At 63.9% G+C, this 21,776-nt stretch carries 19 protein-coding genes; 9 read left to right on the forward strand and 10 right to left on the reverse strand.

The genetic code is table 11. From position 1 onward, the window contains the following. Positions 1-17 precede the first annotated feature (17 nt). On the reverse strand, positions 18-1,070 hold the full coding sequence (gene speB, locus QQZ18_RS15220) for an agmatinase (protein ID WP_284541762.1): 1,053 nt from the start codon (positions 1,068-1,070) through the stop codon (positions 18-20). Between the two features lie 222 nt (positions 1,071-1,292). On the opposite strand from speB, the gene QQZ18_RS15225 reads away from it, so the two are divergent. Both QQZ18_RS15225 and QQZ18_RS15230 read left to right on the forward strand, forming a co-directional pair. After that, positions 1,293-2,246, forward strand: coding sequence for a LysR substrate-binding domain-containing protein (locus tag QQZ18_RS15225; protein ID WP_284541895.1), 954 nt, complete (start codon positions 1,293-1,295; stop codon positions 2,244-2,246). Positions 2,247-2,272: 26 nt separating this feature from the next. Then, positions 2,273-3,454, forward strand: a complete 1,182-nt coding sequence (locus QQZ18_RS15230) for an aminotransferase (RefSeq protein ID WP_284541763.1) — start codon at positions 2,273-2,275, stop codon at positions 3,452-3,454. Here QQZ18_RS15230 and QQZ18_RS15235 read toward each other — a convergent pair whose 3' ends face one another. The 8 genes from QQZ18_RS15235 to QQZ18_RS15270 all read right to left on the reverse strand — a co-directional run bounded on the left by QQZ18_RS15235 (position 3,455) and on the right by QQZ18_RS15270 (position 11,718). Then, positions 3,455-4,462 (reverse strand): MBL fold metallo-hydrolase, encoded by a 1,008-nt coding sequence (locus tag QQZ18_RS15235; protein WP_284541764.1) that lies wholly within the window; start codon positions 4,460-4,462, stop codon positions 3,455-3,457. Positions 4,463-4,567: 105 nt separating this feature from the next. Further along, on the reverse strand, positions 4,568-5,245 hold the full coding sequence (locus QQZ18_RS15240; protein ID WP_284541765.1) for a DUF2161 domain-containing phosphodiesterase: 678 nt from the start codon (positions 5,243-5,245) through the stop codon (positions 4,568-4,570). Between the two features lie 108 nt (positions 5,246-5,353). Then, positions 5,354-6,106, reverse strand: a complete 753-nt coding sequence (locus tag QQZ18_RS15245) for an ABC transporter ATP-binding protein (RefSeq protein WP_284541766.1) — start codon at positions 6,104-6,106, stop codon at positions 5,354-5,356. Then, positions 6,103-6,936, reverse strand: a complete 834-nt coding sequence (locus tag QQZ18_RS15250) for an ABC transporter ATP-binding protein (protein ID WP_284541767.1) — start codon at positions 6,934-6,936, stop codon at positions 6,103-6,105. Before QQZ18_RS15250 ends, QQZ18_RS15245 begins: the two co-directional genes overlap by 4 nt. Continuing rightward, positions 6,933-7,865 carry an ABC transporter permease gene (locus tag QQZ18_RS15255; protein ID WP_284541768.1) on the reverse strand — a complete coding sequence of 311 codons (933 nt, stop codon included), beginning with the start codon at positions 7,863-7,865 and terminating at the stop codon, positions 6,933-6,935. The genes QQZ18_RS15250 and QQZ18_RS15255 overlap by 4 nt, the downstream gene beginning before the upstream one ends. Next, the gene (locus QQZ18_RS15260) at positions 7,862-8,905 is read right to left on the reverse strand and encodes an ABC transporter permease (RefSeq protein ID WP_284541896.1); all 1,044 of its coding nucleotides are present in this window, start codon (positions 8,903-8,905) and stop codon (positions 7,862-7,864) included. Before QQZ18_RS15260 ends, QQZ18_RS15255 begins: the two co-directional genes overlap by 4 nt. A gap of 86 nt (positions 8,906-8,991) precedes the next feature. After that, entirely contained in the window at positions 8,992-10,629 is a 1,638-nt protein-coding gene (locus QQZ18_RS15265; RefSeq protein WP_284541897.1) for an ABC transporter substrate-binding protein, read from the reverse strand. Positions 10,630-10,896: 267 nt separating this feature from the next. Then, on the reverse strand, positions 10,897-11,718 hold the full coding sequence (locus QQZ18_RS15270; RefSeq protein WP_284541769.1) for a pyridoxal phosphatase: 822 nt from the start codon (positions 11,716-11,718) through the stop codon (positions 10,897-10,899). Between the two features lie 349 nt (positions 11,719-12,067). Between QQZ18_RS15270 and QQZ18_RS15275 the strand changes: the two genes are divergently transcribed. From QQZ18_RS15275 to QQZ18_RS15305, 7 genes are all read left to right on the forward strand, one after another. Continuing rightward, the gene (locus tag QQZ18_RS15275) at positions 12,068-13,000 is read left to right on the forward strand and encodes an ArsR/SmtB family transcription factor (protein ID WP_284541770.1); all 933 of its coding nucleotides are present in this window, start codon (positions 12,068-12,070) and stop codon (positions 12,998-13,000) included. Between the two features lie 248 nt (positions 13,001-13,248). Next, the gene (gene arfA / locus QQZ18_RS15280) at positions 13,249-14,757 is read left to right on the forward strand and encodes an arabinosylfuranosidase ArfA (protein WP_284541772.1); all 1,509 of its coding nucleotides are present in this window, start codon (positions 13,249-13,251) and stop codon (positions 14,755-14,757) included. Between the two features lie 174 nt (positions 14,758-14,931). Continuing rightward, positions 14,932-16,824, forward strand: a complete 1,893-nt coding sequence (locus QQZ18_RS15285) for an ABC transporter substrate-binding protein (protein ID WP_284541773.1) — start codon at positions 14,932-14,934, stop codon at positions 16,822-16,824. Positions 16,825-16,967: 143 nt separating this feature from the next. Beyond that, positions 16,968-17,960, forward strand: coding sequence for an ABC transporter permease (locus QQZ18_RS15290; RefSeq protein WP_446728663.1), 993 nt, complete (start codon positions 16,968-16,970; stop codon positions 17,958-17,960). A 5-nt stretch (positions 17,961-17,965) separates the two neighbouring features. Further along, entirely contained in the window at positions 17,966-18,823 is an 858-nt protein-coding gene (locus QQZ18_RS15295) for an ABC transporter permease (RefSeq protein WP_284541775.1), read from the forward strand. 4 nt (positions 18,824-18,827) lie between these two features. Continuing rightward, positions 18,828-19,856, forward strand: coding sequence for an ABC transporter ATP-binding protein (locus QQZ18_RS15300; protein ID WP_284541776.1), 1,029 nt, complete (start codon positions 18,828-18,830; stop codon positions 19,854-19,856). Continuing rightward, positions 19,853-20,662 carry an ABC transporter ATP-binding protein gene (locus QQZ18_RS15305; RefSeq protein WP_284541777.1) on the forward strand — a complete coding sequence of 270 codons (810 nt, stop codon included), beginning with the start codon at positions 19,853-19,855 and terminating at the stop codon, positions 20,660-20,662. Before QQZ18_RS15300 ends, QQZ18_RS15305 begins: the two co-directional genes overlap by 4 nt. Positions 20,663-20,795: 133 nt before the next feature. On the opposite strand, the gene QQZ18_RS15310 is transcribed toward QQZ18_RS15305, so the two are convergent. After that, complete coding sequence (locus QQZ18_RS15310) at positions 20,796-21,743, reverse strand: D-ribose ABC transporter substrate-binding protein (protein ID WP_284541779.1); 948 nt, start codon at positions 21,741-21,743, stop codon at positions 20,796-20,798. Positions 21,744-21,776 lie beyond the last annotated feature (33 nt).

Here is a 21,776-nt window from a genome sequence, read left to right on the forward strand (position 1 = left end):
GTTCCCCTCGTTAATGCTTATTTACTCTTTTTCAGCGCCGGGCTGAACACCATCAGGCTCAGGATCTCGAACAGCATCTGGGCGCCGAGCTGAGCGGTGTTGGTGGTCGCGTCATATTGCGGGGCGACTTCGACGACGTCGCCGCCAACGAGAAGCAGGCCTTTGAGTCCCCTGACCAGGGCCAGCGCCTCGCGGCTGGAGAGGCCACCCACCTCCGGCGTGCCGGTACCCGGCGCGAAGGCCGGATCGATGCTGTCGATGTCGAAGGACAGATAGGTGGGACCGTCGCCGACCACTTGCCGCGCCATCTCGATGATGGCGGGAATGCCCAGGCCGGAGATGTCCTTGGCGTCGATCACCGTCATGCCGCTGTCGCGCGAGAATTCCCAAAGATACTCAGACGAGCCACGAATGCCGATCTGGATGGTGCGGGTGGGGTCGAGCACACCGTCGAGCACGGCATTGCGGAACGGGCCGCCGTGATGGAACTTGGTGTCGTCGAACGGCGCGCCGGTATCGCAATGCGCGTCGATGTGGATGAGACCGACCGGCGCTTCGGCGCCGACCGCGCGCAGGACGGGGTGGGTGATCGAATGGTCGCCCCCCACCGACAACGGCAGTACGCCGGCTGCGAGGATGGCGGCAACCGTCCGTTCGATATCTTCGTGGGATTGCTCCAGGCGAAAGCGGCCGCGAAACGGTACGTCGCCGATATCGGCGACCGAGATGTCGTGAACGGGGGCGGTATCGAGCGCCTCGTTGTAGGGACCGATGCGCTCAATGGCTCTGAGCGCTCGCGGTCCGAACCGCGAACCAGGGCGGTTGGTGACGCCGAGATCCATCGGCATGCCGAGAAGGGCAACGTCGAGATCCGACAGATCGGGTGCATTCCAGTCGACGGAGCGGGCCGGAGCCGATAGCAAAGTGGGCATGCCCGCAAAGGGGGCAGCACGCGTGCCACCCTTGAATATGCGGGCAGCGACCCGAGCGTAGCGAGGATCGTAGGTCTCGCCCGGCTTGCCGGTGTACTTCTCCCGCAGCGCCTTGAGCCGCTCGGCATCCCAGACCATGGCTGATGTCTCCCCGGCGCGTCACATGGCCACCTGCCGCGCCCGTGGACGACCGACATCACGGCGGCGACCGCTTTGGCGGACCTGTTGAACTGTTCCCCGGAGCTTGGATTGCCCCTTGTTTGCCCAATCAAAAGGCAAATCCATTTGAAATGCAATTCACATTGATTTATCCAGGTATGTGAATTTTTCTCACAGACGGATCCGATGGGCGACCAGGGAATTCCCAGCCGGCTGCCGCCGCTCAACTCGCTGCGCGCCTTCGAGGCAACGGCCCGCCGAGGCTCTGTGTCGGCGGCGGCGCGTGAGCTCGGCGTCACCCACGGCGCCGTCAGTCATCAGATCAGGGCTCTCGAAGAGACGCTGGGGTCTTCGCTGTTCGAACGCGGCAGCCGCCGCATGCGGCTGACGGCGCAAGGCGCCTTGCTGCTACCCGCCGTGGCCCAGGCCTTCGGCGACATCGCCACCGCGACGGCCCGCCTGCAACGGCCCGAGGCAAGCGGCACGCTGACCATCATGTGCGTCGCCGGCCTCCTGTCCTTCTGGCTGCTGCCACGCCTCCATGGCTTCACCGACGCCTACCCCGGCATCACGCTGAACCTTTCGGCCGGCAATGACCCGGCACGCGTCGGCGATCCGGAAGTCGATCTGGTCATTCTCTACGGCCGAGGCAGCGTCGACGGATGCTGGAGCCGGTTGTGGAGCTCGCTTCGCTTGTTTCCGGTGGTTTCGCCGAGTCTGATCGCCAGCCGGCCGCTGCGCTCGGTGCGCGACCTTCGCCATCACACCCTGCTGCACGGCGACCGTGGCGACGAGTGGGCGACCTGGCTCACCGCGGCCGACGCCGCCGAACTGCCACGCGGCCGCCAGCATTTCCTTGGCGACGCACGCCTTTCCACCGAGGCGGCCGTGCATGGACAGGGCGTCGCGGTGGGCGATACCATCACTGCCGCCCGTCTGATCGCCGACGGCGATCTCGTGGTGCCCTTCGACCTCTCGGTGGCGGCCAACGACAGTTTCTTCATCGCCTGCCGCAACGAGATGCGTTCGGCGCCGATCGTCAAGGCCTTCGTCGACTGGATGTTCGCGACGCTCGACGCCGACGCCCTGCCCGAACCCAAGCTGTCGCCGCGCTCGCCGCAGCGCCGGCCAGCCAACCTATCGCCCGATGCCTGAAACAGACCCGTCACAGGATCCCGGACATGCCGCGCCTCAATCCTCTCGTCGCCGACCTCGCTCCGCCGCCCATTCCCTCCGTTCAGGCCTGGGCCCGTGCCTATGACGGCAGCCTGGGGCCAACGGTCGACCTGTCGCAAGCCGTGCCGGGTTATCCGCCGCACCCCGAGCTGATAGCGCTCTTGCGGGCGGCGGCGGCCAATCCTTCGACGGCCGCCTATGGCCCGATCGAGGGTGAACGTGCCCTGCGCGACGCGCTCGCCGCCGACGAGAGCACCCTTTATGGGGCAGCCATCGCGGCCGACAACATCCACATCACCGCCGGCTGCAACCAGGCCTTCATCTGCGCGGCGCTGGCCGTCGCCGAGCCGGGCAGCCGCGTTCTGCTATCCAACCCGTTCTACTTCAATCACGAGACCTCGCTGCGCATGTTCGGCGTCGGCATCGGCCTCGTCGACTGTCCGGCGGAGGGCGGATTCCTGCCGAGCCTTGAAGCGCTCGACGAGGCGATCACGCCCGACGTCAGAGCCTTCGCCGTCGTCTCGCCCAACAATCCGACCGGCGCCGTCTATCCGCCAGCCCTTCTCGCCGACCTCCTGGAACTCTGCCGGCGGCGCGGCATCTGGCTGATCCTCGACGAAACCTATCGCGACTTCCTGCCGGCGGAGGCGAGACGGCCGCACGATCTCTTCCTGCGCTCCGGCTGGGGCGACGGGCTCATTTCGCTCTACTCCTTCTCGAAGAGCTTCTGCGTGCCCGGCTATCGTCTGGGCGCGGTAACGGCCAGCCCCGCCGTCGTGGCCGAGATCGCCAAGATCATGGATAACCTGCAGATCTGCGCGCCGCGCGTCGGCCAGATCGCCGTCGCCGAAGCCTTGCCCCGGCTTGGCGCCTGGCGAGAAACCAACCGGGCCGAGATCACCCTTCGCGCCAATGCGCTGAAAGCGGCCATCGCCCAGGCGGACGGTTGGGAGATCGGCGCCGTCGGGGCATACTTCGCCTTCGTCCGCCACCCCTTTGCCGGCGTACCATCGGCACGCGTCGCGGAAGAGCTGGCCCGGCGGCCCGGGATCGTCACCGTGCCCGGCAGCTATTTCGGGCCCGGACAGGACGGCTATCTGCGTTTTGCCTTCGCCAACGCGACGGCGCCGACCATCGGCCTTCTGCCGGCCCGGCTGGCTCAGCTCGGAACGGTCATCGGCGACTGATCACGCCGACGGCCGCCACCAGGAACCGCCCACCGGCAGAGCGACGAAGTCGTCGACGGCAAGACTGGCGGCGACACGCGCCCCGGCAAGCCTCATCGGCGGCTCGTCGAGCGCTTCGTCGGTGAGCTGGAAGCAGCCCCAGTGGATGGCGATGCTCCGCCGTGCCCCGATGTCCTGGTGCGCAAGCACCGCTTCTTCGGGGTTCATGTGGTGCTCCTTCATGATACGACGCGGCTCGTAGGCGCCGATCGGCATCAGCGCGAGATCGAACAGCACGCCATTCCGCTCGCGCGGCTCAAGACGCTGACGCGTCTCGCCAAAATGCGGGCCATAGCCGCTGTCGCCCGCGAAATAGCAGGAGAAGCCCTCGGCGAAGATGGCAAAGGCGCCCCACAGCATGCGGTTCCGGTCGTTGAAGCTGCGCGCCGACCAATGCCGGGCCGGCGTCAGCGTCATGTCGAGGCCGCGATAGCTGTGGCTCTCCCACCAATCGAGCTCGACGACGTTGCTGATGCCCCAGCGCCGCAGCAAAGCACCGACGCCGAGTGGAACGACGAACAGCGTCCGACCATCGAAGCGTCGGTTGATGTGGCGCACCGAGGCGCGGTCGAGATGATCATAATGGCCGTGGGAAATGAGCACGACATCGATCGGCGGCAACTCGTCGAGCGCGATGCCGGGCGGAACGAAGCGCTTGGGGCCAAGGAAGCTGAAGGGCGAGGCACGCTCGCTGAAGACGGGATCGGTCATCACCGTGAGACCGCCGATGCGGAGCAACACGGTTGAGTGGCCGATGAAGGTGGCTGAAGTTTCAGTGCCGGCGATACGGGCGAGATCCGGGGGCACCCTGGGCGTCGGGCTTCCCGGCGGATGCGGCTTACCCTCTCGCCGTGCCTCCCGTTTCCACTTCCAGATATCGCGCAGGGTGGCCCGGCCGGTTTCCACGTCCGGGTCGCGAAAGCCATCTGGCGTGTGGTGGGTCTTGGCAGGATCGTAGTAGGGATTCATGGGGGCAGGTCGCTCCGATGCACCGGCAGGTCAGGGAAATATGGCATCGCCGTGGAAAACCGCCATACGCGCCCGATGGTTGCACGTCACACAATGACGTGAGCATTACGCCGCCACCGGCTCCTCTGCCGGCAGGTAGGCCGCCCATGCGACGAGTGCCGCCTTGCCGCCATCGGTCAACCGGTAAATGCCGCGCTCGACCCGTTCGAACCAGCCATAGACGTCGGCCTGGAGGATTTTCGCCGCGTCGGGGGCAATCGGCTTGAGATCGCGCGGTCTGAGCGGGCCATCGCGCAAGGCGCTGGCAACGGCAAGGGCTTGCTGGCGATAGGCCGTCATCTGCGGCAACCGGGTAGAACCACCGGGTATCGGATCGCCCCTGCGCCGGCGGAACTCCTCGACGATGCGGGAACGGCGCCGGCCGTCGCGGCGCGGCTTCCAGGGTGCCGGCTCGACGATCACCTCGACAAGGCCGGTGGGTGTGACGGCGATCAGGCCGAAGCCTAGGAAGCGGCACAGCTTCCTGACGCGCGGATCGCCCTCGCGACCACGGCCACGCTTCGAGGCACCGATGGCAAGCCACACCTCGTCGGCCGCCGCGGTGCGGTCCACAGCTTGCAACACCAGTTCCAGGGTGAAGGCGCGCTTGAGTTCGCCAATCACGACCAGCTCGGGCTCGCCATCCGACAGACCAACGAGATCGCAGCCCTTCACCTCGCCCTTGACGGTGAGGCCAAGGCTTTCGAGGTGGCGCTTGACGGGCAGATACAGGTCGGTTTCCACGAGAAAGGGCTCCAATCGGCGACTCGCCATTGGTAAATCCTCGCCCGCCGCCGGTAAAGAAAGCGTGGGGAGAGCACGTCCGTCAAACCCTCGTTTGCCGGACATGTTCTAACTGCCGGCCTCCCGCGAGAAGCCCTTGCTCGCCACCATCAGCCGCCGCGTGTAGTCGGACACCATCCTGCCGCCGGCAAGGTCGGCCGCGGCGAGCGTTTCCACCACCTCGCCGCTTTTCATGACGGCGAGGCGGCTGCACATGTGGGTGACCACTCCCAGATCATGGCTGACCATGATGTAGGTAAGGCCATGGCGGCTGCGCACGTCTTCCAAGAGGTTCAGCACCTCGGCCTGCACCGAAGCGTCGAGTGCGGAGGTGGGCTCGTCGAGCAGCAGGATTTCCGGTTCGACGATCAGGGCGCGGGCAATGGCGACGCGCTGCCGCTGACCGCCCGATAGCTGATGGGGATAGCGGAAGCGGAAGGACGAGCCGAGTCCGACTTCGTCGAGCGCCTTCAGGATGCGTCGTTCGCCGTCGTCGATGCCATGAATGGCGAGCGGCTCCAGCAGTTGCCGATCGACGGTCTGGCGCGGATGCAGCGATGCGTAGGGATCCTGGAAGACCATCTGCACGGCGCGGCGAAAGGCACGGCTGCGCCAGTGGCCCGACAATGCCTCGCCGTTCACCTCGATGGTGCCGGCACCGACCGGCGCAAGGCCGGCCACGGCGCGCAGCAGCGTCGACTTGCCCGAGCCGCTCTCGCCGACGAGACCGAAGGATTCGCCCTTGTCGACGGAAATGCTCACGGACTTCAGTGCCTGAAAGCTGTCAAAAGTTACCGACAGGTGTTCGATGCGGATGGTCACGCCGCCCACTCCTTCCGCCGCTCGAGGACCGGCAGCGGGTGCCGGCTCTCGCCGATCTTCGGCGTGCAATCGAGCAGACCGCGCGTGTAGGGATGCGTGGCGCTGGCAAGATCGGCGGTCGCTAGTTCCTCGACGATGCGACCGGCATACATCACCAGCACGCGGTCGCAGAAGGAGGAGACCAGGCGGAGATCGTGGCTGATGAATATGAGCCCCATGCCCTTGTCTCGCACCAGCCGGTCGAGAATGCCGAGCACTTCGAGCTGGACGGTGACGTCGAGCGCCGAGGTCGGCTCGTCGGCGATCAGCAGTTCCGGCCCGCAGACCAGCATCATGGCGATCATCGCCCTCTGGCCCATGCCGCCCGACACCTCGTGCGGATAGAGGGCGAAAACCCGCTCCGGATCGGCGATCTGCACCGCTTCGAGCATTTCCAGGGCGCGGCGCCGCGCCTCGCGTTTCGAGATGGTCTCATGGTGGCGCAGCGTTTCGGTGATCTGGCGGCCGATGGTCATCACCGGATTGAGCGAGAACTTGGGATCCTGCAGGATCATCGCCATGCGGCTGCCGCGCATGTCGCGCCATGTGGCTGGCCCAGCCCTCAGGAGATCGACGCCCGAAAACGACAGCGCGTCGGCGCGAACGATGCCGGGAGGCGGCGTCAAGCCCATGATGGCGCGGCCGGTCTGCGACTTGCCCGAGCCACTCTCGCCGACGATGCCGAGCCTCTCGCGCCCGAGCTCGAAGGAGATGCCGCGCACCGCCTCGATGATGCCGGTGCGGGTGGGATAGGTGACCGACAGGTTGCGTACGGTGAGCAAAGGCGTCATCGGCCTGTCCCCCGCGGGTCGAGCGCATCGCGCAAACCGTCGCCAAGCAAATTGAAGCCGAGGCTGACGATCAGGATGGCGATGCCGGGCATGGTCGCCACCCACCACTGGTCGAGGATGAAACGGCGGCCAGACGCGATCATCGTGCCCCACTCCGGCAGCGGCGGCTGGGCGCCGAGGCCAAGGAAACCGAGGCCGGCCGCCGTCAGGATGATCCCGGCCATGTCGAGCGTGACGCGGACGATCAGCGAGGAAAGGCACATTGGCATGATGTGTCGGATGACGATGCGAGCCGGCGAAGCGCCCATCAGGCGAACGGCGGCAATGTAGTCGGAGTTTCTGACGCCCAGCGTTTCGGCGCGGGCCAGGCGGGCATAGGGCGGCCATGAGGTCAGCGCGATGGCGATGACGGCGTTCTCGATGCCCGGCCCCAACGCCGCGACGAAGGCCAGCGCCAGGATCAGTTTCGGGAAAGCCAGGAAAATGTCGGTGATGCGCATCAGCACCGCATCGACGTAGCCACCGGCAAAGCCGGACACCGTGCCGATCAGCAGGCCGACCGGCGCGGCGATGATGGCAACCAGCGCCACCACGGCGAGCGTGATCCGTGAGCCCACGAGAAGGCGGGACAAGATGTCGCGCCCCTGGTCGTCGGTGCCGAGCAGGAAGCCGGGCGATCCCGGTGGCAGCAGGCGGGCGCCGGCGAGGTTGCCGACGGTCGCCGAATGCGGCGCCAGAAGATCGGCAAAGATGGCGACCAGCACCAGGGCGACGATGATCAGCAGGCCGGCAACGGCGAGGCGATTTTCGGAAAAGCGCCGCCAGGTGACGTAGGCGCGGCCGAGCCTTGCCTGGTGACGGGAATGCGGCTCGGCGGTGAGCAGCCAGTCGCGCCAGCTTTCGGAGGCCGGAGACGAGGGATCGGTCATCTTGCGCGCGTCCTCGGGTCGAGCAGCCGATATAGGAGGTCGGACAGCATGTTGATGGTGATGAACACCGAACCGATGACGATGGTGCCGCCGAGCACGGCGTTCATGTCGGCATTCTGCAGGGAGTTGGTGATGTAGAGGCCGATGCCCGGCCACGAGAACACCGTCTCGGTCAGGACCGAGCCTTCGAGCAGGCCGGCATAGGACAGGGCGATGACGGTGACGAGCGGCACGGCGGCATTGCGGAGCGCATGAAACCAGACGATCCGGCGTTCGCTGAGGCCTTTGGCGCGCGCGGCGACGATGTACTCCTGGCCGAGCTCGTTCAACATGAAGGAGCGCGTCATGCGGCTGATGTAGGCGAGCGAGAAATAGCCAAGCAAAGCGCCGGGCAGGATGATGTGTCGGAAGGCGTCCCAAAGGACGTCCCACTGCCGCGTCCACGCGGCGTCGACGAGGTAAAGGCCGGTGATCGGGGTGAAGGTGTACTCGTAGGCCACATCGAGGCGGCCGGGATAGGCGACCCACTTCAGCTTGGCGTAGAACAGCAGCAGCGACAGCAGCCCCAGCCAGAAGATCGGGACGGAGTAGCCGACGAGCCCGACGATGCGGACGATCTGGTCGGCAATCGAGCCGCGCCGGACGGCGGCGACGACGCCAAGCGGCACGCCGAGCCCGGCGCCGATCAGCGTGCCGACCGTCGCAAGCTCCAGCGTCGCCGGAAACACCCGGAGGATGTCCTCCATCACCGGGTTGGTCGTCAGCACCGACGTGCCGAAATCGCCGGTCAGGGCCTGCTGGAGATACAGGATGAACTGGCGCCAGAGCGGCAGATTGAAGCCCATCTCCTCCCGGACGCGCTCAACGACCGCGGCGGGAGCGCGATCGCCGACGATCGCCAGCACCGGATCGATCGGGACGACGCGGCCGATGAAGAAGGTGACCGCGAGCAGGCCCAGATAGGTGGTCGCCAACATGACGGCGAACCGGCCAATGTTGGCCAGAACACCGCGAGCGCGCCGTAGCCCCACGGATCGCATGGTTTTCGGATGAGACACGTGCCCGGCCGCTCCTCACTTGCAGGGATGGGAGAAGCTCCGCCCCCGGAAAGAGGCGGAGCCCACCGTCATTCCTTGGAGACGGAGTAGACCAGATTGGTGTCGAAGGACGGACCGAGCCTGAAGCCCTTCAGCTTGGCCGAAAAGGCGGCCACTTCGACCTGCTGGTAGATCATAACGAACGGACCGCTCTCCATCACCTTGCGCTGGAGATCCTCGTACATGGCGGCTCGCTTGGCCGTGTCCTTCTCGAGAAGGGCAGCCTTGGTTTCGGCGTCGAGTTCCTTGGGATCCCAGGCATTGCGCCAGGCCAGCGTCTTCACCTTGCCCTCGTCGGAATTGTCCGGATTGGCCGTGAAGGTCTCGGCGTTGGAGTTGGGATCGAAATAGTCCGAGCCCCACTGGCCGATGTACATGTCGTGCTGGCGGGCGCGATACTTGGTCAGGGTCTGCTTGCCGTCGCCGGGGATGATCTCCAGCTTGACGCCGGCCTGCGCCAGCGTCTGTTGGAAGTTCTCCGCGATGCCGGTCACCGGCTGCGTGTTGCGGGTGTCCATGGAGAGGGTGAAGCCGTCGGCGAGGCCGGCCTTGGCGAGCAGTTCCTTGGCCTTGGCGACGTCGAACTTGAACGGCTTGTCGTCGATGGCGCCAAGCTGCCCCTTCGGCAGGAAGGACTGATGAATCTCGCCGATGCCCTTGATCATGGTGGCGCCGATGGCGTCGTAGTCGATCAGGTACTTGAAGGCCTGGATGACCTCGGGCTTGGCAAGGTTCGGGTTCTTCTGGTTCAGAGAGATGTAGTAGACGGTGCCCTTCGGCGCCGAGATCGTGCTGAGATCGGCATTGGCGCTGGCCGCCTCGAAGTCGCCCGGCTCAAGGTTGCGGGCAACGTCGATATCGCCGTTCTCAAGCGCCAGACGCTGGCCGGCACTCTCCTTCATGTGGCGATAGATGACCCGCTTGAGCTTGGCCGGTTCGCCGAAATACCCGTCGTTGCGCTCGAGAACGACGGCTTCGTTGGCCTTCCACGTGACGATCTTGAACGGCCCGGAGCCGGCAGAGTTGGTCTTCAGCCAATCGTTGCCGAAATCGGTGTCCCACTTGTACTCGTCGGACGGGGTCACCGCCTTGGCGTGCTCCATGACCAGCTTCTTGTCGAGCACCGCGCCGGCCGTCGACGTCAGAACGTTGAGCACGAAGGATGTCGCGTAGGGCTTGTCCACGGTGAGGCTGACGGTGAGCGGATCGATCGCCTTGACCTTTTCCGTCACGTTGTCGCCGGTAAGACCGAACTGCCCGAACAGGAAGGCGGGGCTCTTGTCCATCTTGATCAGCCGCTCGACCGAGAAGACGACATCATCGGCGGTCACCGGATTGCCGGAGGCAAACTTCAGGTCCGGCTTGAGCTTGAACGTGTAGGTGAGGCCGTCATCGGAAACCGTCCAGCTGTCGGCGAGATCGCTCTTCACCTTGGTGGTGTCGTCCAGATCGAGGCGGACGAGCAGCGAGTAGGTGTTGCCGGTGACCTCGGCGGTGGAAATCTCGAACGCCTCACCCGGATCGAGCGTGATGATGTCGTCGATGGCAAAGCCTTCGACCAGCGTATCCGCGGGCGTGACGGCAAAGGATGGCCCGCTCAAGGCAAAAAAGGCGGCCACAGCGGCGCCCGCCGACAGATATCTCAGGTGCTTTACCAGGACTGGCATGCTCATCTCAGTATTCCCCTTTTCGTATATATCGGTGGTTTCTCCACCTTTGATCGCTCGGCGTCGTCCGCAAGGAGCCGCAGCGCCGTCGCCTTCATACCATACGCGCACCACCGGCGGGAGCGCGAGCGCCCGCGCCATTCCGCGATCCGGTCGGCAGGCGAACCACGACCGGCAACGGGGGGCGTTGTTTCTGAACGGAAAGTGGTAATCACCCACCATAGGATGGTCAATAGGCGGGCATGCCCAAAGCCGGGGCAGCCGGTTTCAGGCGCGAAGAAGGCTCTCGATCCGGCAAGCTATGGCGTCGGTATCATTGGTGCCGATGACCTCGGCCGCCTTCGCCTTGACCGCGTCGGGTGCGTTGCCCATGGCGATGCCGAGACCGACACCGGTCAGCATGTCCACATCGTTGAAATTGTCGCCGAAGGCGACGATGTCACGCGAGTCGACGCCCCGCTCGGCGGCCCAGGAAACAAGGCGACTGCCCTTGCTGCGCCCTGCCGGCATGACGTCGATCCGGTCGTGCCAGGAATACTCGACAGCATAGGCCGGCATGGTCTCGGCCTCCGCGTACCAGCCCGCCAGGCGGCCGGCATCGGCATGCGTGACGACGAATTTCCAGACATTGGGAGCGGCATCGAGCACCGCCTCCACCGACGGGATCCGCCGCAGCTCCGGCTTCGGTCGGGTGGAAAGCCCATCGATCCAGGCGCCCAGCTTTTGAAGGTGCGGCGTCGGCACTTCGTAGAGCATGACATCGTCGAGATAGACCAGCATGTAGACGCCATGCTGGCGACAGGACGCGACGACGCGACGCGCATCGGCAAGCTCGAACGGCTCGCCGCTGACCACACGCTCGGTCGGAAAATCGTAGACATAGGTGCCGTTGCAGCAGATGGCAGGCCCCGAAAGCCCGAGCTCCTCGAAATAGGGACGGGTCACCGAATGGTGCCGGCCGGTGACCAGCACCACCTCAAGCCCCTGCCCCTTCGCAGCTCCAAGCGCGGCGATCGTGCTCGGGCGGATACGCCCTTCCGGGTCGAGGAGCGTGCCATCAAGATCGAGGGCGATCATCCGGTAGGGCATGTCTTTCTCCCGCAGCATCAGAGGACAGGCAGCCACCTGAAGGCGCCCTCCGCATGGCATTTCCAAGCCAACCTAGAGCATTCGCCGACCAGATTGAAACAACTGGCCGCCAAGCGAATGCTCCGGATTCACGAGCAGAAACAGCCACGCTCCGATCCGACTGGTCAGCTCAGTCCGGAGGTGCTCTAGCCGACACAGCCCCGGCTGTCGATCCGTAGTCGCGTCAGCCGGGGAAACCAGCCTTCACCCTCCGGACCTCTACCAACGGACCGAAGCAAACCATGATTTGCCATAGACTCTATCAGGATCGGTGATATGAAAGAATAGACCCTGCTTTCGAGTGATCCCCTTGAATAGAAACTTCCTGACGCTGCATGCCGCCGACAGCCATGCCACGCTCAAAGGCATCTCCTCGCCGACCCGGCTCGACATCCTGCGCCTCCTGCACGGCAAGGGACCTATGAATGTCAATGAAATCAGTGCCGAGTTGTCGCTGCCTCAGTCGACGGTCGCCATGTCGGTACAAGCGCTCGAGGAAGCGGAACTGATCGATACCAAGACGGTAAAGGCCAAGAAGGGGCACCAGAAAATCTGTTCGGCCCGCTACGACGAGATCGTTATCAGGTTTGATGATTCAGGCGCGCTGCCACGCGACGAGACGATCGAGGTGTCGATGCCGATCGGTCTCTACACCAGTTGCGACGTGCGTGCGCCTTGCGGTCTCTGTTCGAACGACGGTGTCATCGGCCTTCTCGACGTGCCGAATTTCTTTCTCGATCCCAACCGCATGCAGGCAGGGCTCCTGTGGTTCGGGCGCGGCTATGTCGAGTACAAATTTCCCAATAACGCCAAGGTATTGAATGAGGAGATCAGCGCCGTCGAGTTCTCCATGGAGCTCTCGTCGGAGGTACCGGGCACCAATGCCGACTGGCCGTCCGACATCACGCTCTGGGTCAACAACGTTCTGGCCGGCACCTGGACATCGCCCGGCGATTATGGCGACAAGCGGGGCGTCTATACGCCGCGCTGGTGGAAGCTCGAGGGCTCCCAATACGGCAAGCTGAAGACCTGGACGATTTCCGAGCGCGGGACGTTCATCGACGGTATCAGAATTTCCGATGTGAAACTGGCCGACCTCGATCTCGACAACCACCATTCCATCCGCATGAAGATCGGCATTTCCGACGAAGCAAAACATCCAGGCGGCATAAACATTTTCGGTCGCGGCTTTGGAAACTACGATCAAGACATCGTCATGCGCCTGTACAGATCCGAAAACTGATCCTTTATACGGCTTTCACTCTCATTTATTGTCCACATTGACGCGATAATTCATCATTATCTTCGCGAGTGCATTTTTCTATTTTCTATCTGTGTGGAAAAATACACCTTCTCGCTGTTCCACAGGATCGACGTCAGCCTTTGGTCGTGGGCGGACATCGGCCGATTGACAACCCTACAGGTGCGAAACATACTCTGCGTTATGTATCAAAAAAAATAATACAAACTACAGCGGGAGCGAGGGCCAACGTGAAAGCGAATGTGACCATCCACCGGGACTTCACGATTTCCCAGATCGACGACCGTGTCTACAGCTCCTTCCTGGAGCATTTGGGGCGCGCCATCTACACCGGCATCTACGAGCCAGGACATGCGACGGCTGACGCCGACGGCTTCCGCGGTGACGTGCTGGATCTGGTTCGCGCCCTCAACACGCCCTATGTCCGCTATCCCGGCGGCAACTTCGTTTCGGCCTACAACTGGGAAGACGGCGTCGGCCCGCGGGAGAGCCGCCCCACCCGGCTCGATCTTGCCTGGCGCACCCGTGACAACAACCACATCGGCGTCAATGAGTTCGTCGACTGGTGCAAGAAGGCCGGTACCAAGCCGATGCTGGCGGTCAATCTCGGTTCGCGCGGCCTCGATGCGGCGCGCAACTTCATCGAGTACTGCAACCATCCGGGTGGCTCCTACTGGAGCGACCTGCGCCGGCAGCATGGCTGGAAGGAGCCGCACAACGTCAAGCTCTGGTGTATCGGCAACGAGATGGACGGTCCCTGGCAGGTCGGCCACAAGTCGGCCGACGAGTATGGCAAGCTCGCCAACGAGACGGCCAAGGCGATGCGCCTGTTCGACAAGTCGGTGGAGCTGGTGGTCTGCGGTTCGTCCAGTTCCAACATGCCGACCTTCCCCGACTGGGAGGCGACCGTTCTCGATCACACCTATGACGTGGTCGACCACCTGTCGCTGCACATGTATTTCGCCAACAAGGAACACAACACGCTCAACTATCTCGCCCAGGCCGAGACGCTCGATCGGTATATCCAGTCGGTTTCCGGCGTCATCGACTACATCAAGGCGAAAAAGCGTTCCAAGAAAAACGTCACGATCTCTTTCGACGAATGGAACGTCTGGTACCACAGCAACGAGCAGGACAAGAAGATCCTCGAAGGCGACGATTGGCCGGACGCTCCGCACCTTCTGGAGGACATCTACAATTTCGAGGACGTGTTGCAGGTCGGCAGCGTACTCAACACCTTCATTCGCCGCGCCGACCGGGTGAAGATCGCCTGCATCGCGCAGCTGGTCAACGTCATCGCCCCGATCATGACCGAAGAGGGCGGTCCGGCCTGGAAGCAGACCATCTACTATCCGTTCCTGTTCGCATCCCTCTACGGTCGCGGCACCTCGTTGCTTGCCGTCGTCGACGGACCGACCTACAAGGCCGATGTCGCCAGCGACGTGCCCTATCTCGACCTTTCGGTGGTGCGCTCGACCGGCGGCGACGCCCTGACCTTCTTCGTGGTGAACCGCCATCTCACCGAGTCGCTGGACTTCGCCTCGGCGCTCAACGGCTTCCCGGCCGCGCGCGTCGTCGAGCACATCCAGATGACCCACCCGGATCTGAAGGCGGTCAACTCGGCCGCTAACCCGGACAATGTGGTGCCGAAAACGGTCGGCGGAACGCTGGTCGATGATGGCGCGCTCCGCTGCAAGCTGCCGCCGCTGTCCTACAACGTCATACGCCTGTCGGTTTGAACCAACCGGCCGCCTTCGGAGGAATGGCGGCTGGTTCCAATTTCACGTCGGCGCGCCCACGTGCGCCGGCCAGCAGAAGGAGGACCTGAGCATCCCGTCGGTCTGGAGGACATGGCTCGACGCCCGTTCGGGGCGCGCCGTGCAACGTGGACATTTTAGAGGGAGGATTACCGCATGAGACTATGGAGAAAGTTTCTCGCCGGAGCCGCGCTCGTGGTTCTGGCCAATACGGCCCAGGCGCAGGACATTTCCAATCTGCCGCGCAAGGAAACCGTGATCATCGAAAACCCGGAGGGTACCGTCAAGAATCCGGGTTGGTTCAACATCTGGGTGAACGGCGGCGGCGGTCTCTCGACCGGCCTGCAGCAGCTGACGATGGATACCCTCTGGTACATCGACCCGGATCAGGGCATCAACGGCCCGTGGTACAACTCGTTGGCCGCCGAAAAGCCGATCTACAACGCCGACTTCACCGAGATGACGGTGAAGCTGCGCAAGGGGATGTACTGGAGCGACGGCGTCGAGTTCACCGCCGACGATGTCGTCTACACCGTGCAGACTCAGATCGACCATCCGGGCATGGTGTGGAGTCCGCTTCTCACCGTCAGCGTCGACAGCATCAAGGCGACCGATCCCTATACCGTCGTCTTCAAGCTGAAGAAGCCGAATTCGCGCTTCCACGCCCTGTTCACGGTGCGCTGGAACGCCATCTGGATCATGCCCAAGCATGTGTTCGAGAAGGTCGAGGATCCGCTGAAGTACGACTTCGCCAACCCGATCTCGATCAGCGCTTACAAGCTCAAGAACTACGACCCGCAGGGCAAGTGGTACATCTGGGAGAAGCGCGAGGACTGGCAGCGGACGCCGCTCGGCCTGATTGGCGAGCCCGGTCCGAAATACGCCGCCTATGTGGACGGCGGCCCGCCGGACAAGAAGACCATCGCCCAATTGAAGCACGAGCTCGACATCATCCACGACAACACGCCGGAAGGCATGTTCACGCTGGTCGAGCAGTCGAAGTCGCTGGCCACTTGGTTCAAGGGCTTCCCCTACGCGCATCCCGATCCGACCCTTCCGGCCGTGATCTTCAATACGCAGAAGGCGCCCTTCGACAATGCCGACGTGCGCTGGGCGCTCGCTCTCCTGATCGACATCAAGGCCGTCGACCTTGCGAGCTATCGCGGAGCGGCGACCCTGTCGGCCATCGGCGTGCCGCCGACCGGCGTGGCGATGCCGACCTACCAGGCGCCGATGCACGAGTGGTTGAAGTCCTTCGAACTCGACACGGGCAAGAGCAAGATCAAGCCCTATGACCCGACGATCCCGACACAGATCGCCGACATGCTACGCAAGCAGCCGAAGTTCAAGGACCAGATCCCGACCGACCCGGCGGCCATTTCCAGCCAGTTCGGCTACGGCTGGTGGAAGCCCGATCCGAAGGCGGCCGGCGAACTGCTCGAGAAGGCCGGCTTCAAGAAGTCCGGGAGCCAGTGGCTGCAACCGGACGGCCAGCCCTTCCGGATCCGCCTGACCGTCGAGGGCGACTCGCGCTCGGTGTTCACCCGCGCGGGCACGCTGATCACCCAGCAGTGGAAGCAGTTCGGCATCGACGCGAAGGCGCAGCCGACGACCAACCCCTGGCAGCCGATGCAGGCCGGCGACTTCGATGCCGCCATCGCCTGGAGCGTCGAGACCTGGGGTGGCGACGCCGACATGTCGTTCTTCCTGGACAGCTGGCATTCCAGCTTCGTGGCCAAGCCTGGCGATGTCCAGCCGGCCCGCAACTGGCAACGCTGGTCGAGCCCGGAACTCGACAAGATCATCGAGGGTATCCGCGGGATCAGCTTCGACGATCCCAAGGGCGTGGACTACGGCATGGACTATCTGAAGCTGGTGGTGAAGGAAATGCCAACCATTCCGATGATGTCCTACAACGTGTTCGCCTCGATGGACACCACCTACTGGACCGGTTACCCGACGTTCCCGGATGATCCCTACACCGATCCGGTTCCGAACTGGGGCAACTCGCGCCTCATGATGGTCAAGCTCCGGCCGGCGCAGCCCTGACGGCGGCGGGCACGCCCCTCTCCTCCTCGGCGTGCCCTCCTTCTTGACGACCCGCGCGGACCTCGGCCCGCGCGGGCCATTTTGGACGGATCGCCGGCGATGCCGGCAGTGCAAGCGGAGCTAGGGATCCCGTGGCAGCCTACATGATCTTCGTCGCGCGCCGGTTCGGCCAACTGTTGCTGGTCGTCTTCCTGGGCATTTCCGCGACCTTCTTCATCAGTCACATGACGCCGGTCGATCCGGTCGCCGAGTCGATCACGGCGATCACCAATTTCGGCAAATCGGATCCGGAAGCGATCGCCCTCATGCGGAAGACGCTGACCGAGCTCTATGGGCTCCAAGGCAACCTCTTCGAGCAGTATGTCACCTTCTGGTCCCGCCTCATCCGTGGCGACTTCGGCCCGTCGCTGTCGGCCTTCCCGACGCCGGTGTCGCAGATCATCTTCCGTGCCCTGCCCTGGACCGTCGGGCTGATGATTTCAGCAACGCTGATCTCGTTCCTGCTCGGCAACACGCTTGGCGCGCTTGCCGGCTACTATCGCAAGAGCCGGATCCTGAAGATCATCAGCCTGGGTCTGATCGGCCTGCAACCGATCCCCTACTACGTGCTGGCCTTCATCCTGCTGATCCTGTTCGGGTTCGTCTGGCCCGTGCTGCCGATCACCGGCGGCTACGAGATGAACGCCGATCTGACGCTATCCTTCACGCTCATCCTCGACATCATCCGCCATTCGATCCTCCCGGCGATGGCGCTGGTGCTGGTGGGCGCCGGCTCCTGGCTGACGGGCATGCGGGCGCTGACCTCCAACATCGTCACCGAGGACTACGTGACCTTCGCCGAACTCGGCGGCGTCGGCTCGACGCGCATCCTGCGCTCCTATGTGGTGCGCAACGCCATCGTCCCGCAACTCACCGGTCTCGCCATGTCGCTCGGCGCCATCTTCAACGGCACGGTGATCACTGAGATCGTGTTCGGTTACCCCGGCATCGGCACGCTGCTGATCAACGCGGTGCACGCGGGCGACTACAGCCTCGTGCTCGGTCTCGCCTCGCTCTCGATCATCGGCGTCGCAATCGCGGTGTTTCTGATCGACATCCTCAGTCCGCTGCTCGACCCGCGCATCAAGGCGGAGTGATGGCCATGTTCACAATCATCCGCGACCTCATCCGCTACAACATCGAGTTTGCCATCGGCCTCGCGATCCTGCTGCTGCTGATCGGAGCCGTCATCCTCTCCTTCTTTTCACCCTACCCGGCCGCCGACATCTACGTGGTGCCTCCGGACATGCCGCCGGACGCCGAGTTCTGGTTCGGCACCACCTCGCGCGGCCAGGACAACTTCTGGCAATTGGTGATCGCCCTCAGGAACACCTTCGCCTTCGGTCTGGCCGTCGCCTTCCTGTCGCGCATCCTGTCGCTGGTGGTCGGGCTTACCGCCGGCTATGCGGGCGGTCGCGTCGATCGCGTGCTGATGGCGATAAACGACTCGGTCATGGTGATCCCGCATTTCCCCATTCTGGTGCTGTTCTACTTCGTGCTGAAGGACGAGATGAACTGGCTGATGCTGGTGCTGATCCTGTCGGCGCTCGGATGGTCCTACGACGCCCGCCTGATCCGATCGATCGCCATGAGCCTGAGGACGCGCCCCTTCACGACGCAGAGCGTCTATTCGGGCATGAGCATGCGCAAGATCCTCGTCGAGGAGCACCTGCCCTACGTGATGCCGATCGTCTTCGCGACCACCATGAACAACATGATCTGGTCAATCGGCATGGAGATCACGCTGTCCGTGCTCGGCTTCACCGACGTCGATACGCCAACCATGGGCCAGATCATCTATTGGGCGAACTCCCATTCGGCCCTGATTTCCGGCATCTGGTGGTGGGTGGCGGCGCCGGTGGTGGCCATCATCGTCCTGTTCATCGGGCTATTCCTGCTCTCCATGTCGATGAACGAGTACATCGATCCACGCAGTCGCCTGAACCGGATGGGGAGCTGAGCCGATGCAAACCGAAGCGCTTCTCCACGCTCCCGAAGCGGCGACCCAGCCGACGCTGGTGGTCGAAAGGCTGAAGGCCTACTACACCACCAAGGCCTTCGGCATCGATCGCGACATTCGCGCCGTGGACGACATCAGCCTGACCGTGGCCAAGGGAGAGATCTATGGCGTCGCCGGCGAATCCTCCTCCGGCAAGACATCGCTGATCAAGACCATCGTCGGCGCCATCCGGCCACCGTTGCACGTGGTCGGCGGAACCGTTCGCTTCAACTTCGGCGGACAGAGCTACGACATCTACGACATGAAGCCGGACAAACTGCAGGCCATCCGCTGGCGGCACCTGTCCTACATCATGCAAGGATCGATGAACGTGCTGAACCCGGTGCGCCGGATCAAGCATTCCTTCTACGACTTTGCCTTTGCCCACATGGGCCTCGATCGCGCCACCTTCTGGGACAAGGTACGGGATCATCTCAGGCGATTGGACCTCGACCCCGACGTGCTCGACAGCTACCCGCATCAGCTGTCCGGAGGCATGCGTCAGCGAACCACCATCGCGCTCGCCACCGTCTGCACGCCGGAGTTCATCGTCGCCGACGAGCCGACGACAGCGCTCGACGTCATCGTCCAGCGCGACGTCCTCGCCATGCTGCGCGACATCCAGCGCGATCTCGGATCGTCCTTCCTGTTCGTGACGCACGACATGAGCGTGCATGCGACGGTGTCGGATCGCGTCGGCATCGTCTACGCCGGTCGTCTCGTCGAGGAGGCCGACACGCCGACGCTGTTTCGCGGCGCCCGTCACCCCTACACCCAGCATCTGGTCGCTTCTCTGCCGAAGATCGGCGACACCACGCGCCGCGCGTCGCTGCCGGGCCGGCCGCCGAGCCTCGCCGAGCCGCCAAGCGGCTGCCGCTTTCACCCCCGCTGCCCGCTGGCCATGGACATCTGCTCCAGGGAGGTGCCGCCGATGACCAACCTGACGCCGCGCCACCGCGTCGCCTGCTTCGCCGTCTCGGGAGCGACGCCATGAGCCTCATCCTCGACATCGACCACGTCGGCAAAACGTTCCTTCAAGGCGGACTCCTGTCGCGCCGCTCCGTCGAGGCGGTGAAGGACATCTCGTTGCAGATCGAAGCCGGGAAGCCGGAAATCCTGTCCGTGGTCGGCGAGTCAGGCTCCGGCAAATCGACTCTGGCAGCCATGGTGCTCGGCCAGCAACTGCCGACCCGCGGCCGGGTGCTGTTCGATGGCGTCGACGTCGCCAGCATCCGCAGCAGCGCCGCTCGCCGGGCATTCATGGCCAAGGTGCAGCCGGTGCTGCAAAACCCGTTCGAAGCCTTCAATCCGTTGAAGCGGGTCGATCGCTACCTGTTCGCCACCGCCGCCAACTTCATGAGGGCAAAGGGCAAGCCGAGCCGCCAGGAGATCGAAGAGCGCGTCGACCGGGCCCTGGTCGAGGTGGGACTGACGCTGGCCGAGGTTCGAGGGCGTTTTCCGCACGAACTCTCCGGTGGACAGTTGCAGCGCACCGCCATCGCCAGGGCGCTGATTCCCGATCCACGCCTGCTGGTGGCCGACGAGCCGGTGTCTATGGTCGACGCCTCGCTCAGGATGTCGATCGTCAACCTGTTCGGCGCGCTGCGCGACCGGCTGGGCCTGTCGATCATCTACATCACCCACGATCTCGCCACCGCCTACTACATTTCCGACCGCATCATCATCATGAAGAAGGGCGAGGTGGTGGAGCGAGGCAATGCCAGGGCGGTTCTCGACAACCCCCAGCATCCCTACTCGATCGCGCTCAAGAACGCGGTACTGACGCCCGATTTCGCTTGAGCCCGGTCTCGCCGTCCATCCTTGCCGGACGGCCAATGCAAAACAGGCAGGCGCTGCTCGGCGCCTGCCTGTTTCGTTCGTGCCTTCAGGAGGCCCCGGCGGACGTGCCGCCGAGGCTCCATTTGCTCGGAGATCAGTCCTTGAGCGCGAAGTTGTCGAGCTTGGCGGCGTTCTCCTTGGTGATCAGCACGCAGTCCATGGAGATCTTCTCAGGCTGGCCGGTGGAGCCTTCCTTGAGGTACTTGTCGGCCAGTTCGACGGCATACTGAGCCTGACGGAAGGCCGGCTGCAGGCCGGTCGCATGGATCTTGCCGGCGATGATGGCATCGCGGACGTCGTTGGAGCCGTCGAAGCCGGCGACCAGAACGTCCTTGCGGCCAGCGGCCTCGAGAGCGGCCATGGCGCCCATGGCCATGGTGTCGTTGCCGGAGATCACGCCCTTGATGTCCGGATTGGCCTGGAGGATCGATTCCATCTTGGAGAAGGCTTCGGTCTGGCTCCAGTTGGCGCTCTGCTGGGCGACCATCTTCATGTCGGGATACTGATCAATCACGTCATGGAAGCCCTTGGAGCGCACGCCGGCGTTGGTGTCGGATTCCTTGCCGACCAGCTCGACGAAGTTGCCCTTCTCACCCATGGCTTCGACGAAGCTCTCGGCGACCAGGGTGGCGCCCTGATAGTTGTTGGAGACGATCTGGGCGACGGCGATGCCGTTGGCATTGATCTCGCGGTCGATCAGGAACGACGGCACACCGGCATCCTTGGCCTTCTGCACGGCGGCGACGGTGGCGTCGGCACCGGCGTTGTCCAGGATGATCGCGGCGGCCTTCTGGGCGATGGCCGAGTCGATCAGATCGTTCTGCTTGTTGGCGTCGTCGTCATGGCTGTAGATCGCCGCCTCGTAGCCGAGCTCCTTGGCCTTGGCCTGGGCGCCAACCGCTTCCTGCTTGAAGAAGGGGTTGTCGTGGCTCGGGGTGATGATGACGATCAGCTTGCCGTCGGCGGCCAGCGCCGAGGCGGTCAGGGCGATACCGGCCAACAGGCCGAGGGAAACCGTCTTCAGAGTTTTGCGAAGCGACATGTCATTCTCCTCCACTAAAGTCCGCTGCACACC

It is taken from the genome of Pleomorphomonas sp. T1.2MG-36, assembly GCF_950100655.1.
Taxonomy (GTDB): Bacteria; Pseudomonadota; Alphaproteobacteria; order Rhizobiales; family Pleomorphomonadaceae; genus Pleomorphomonas.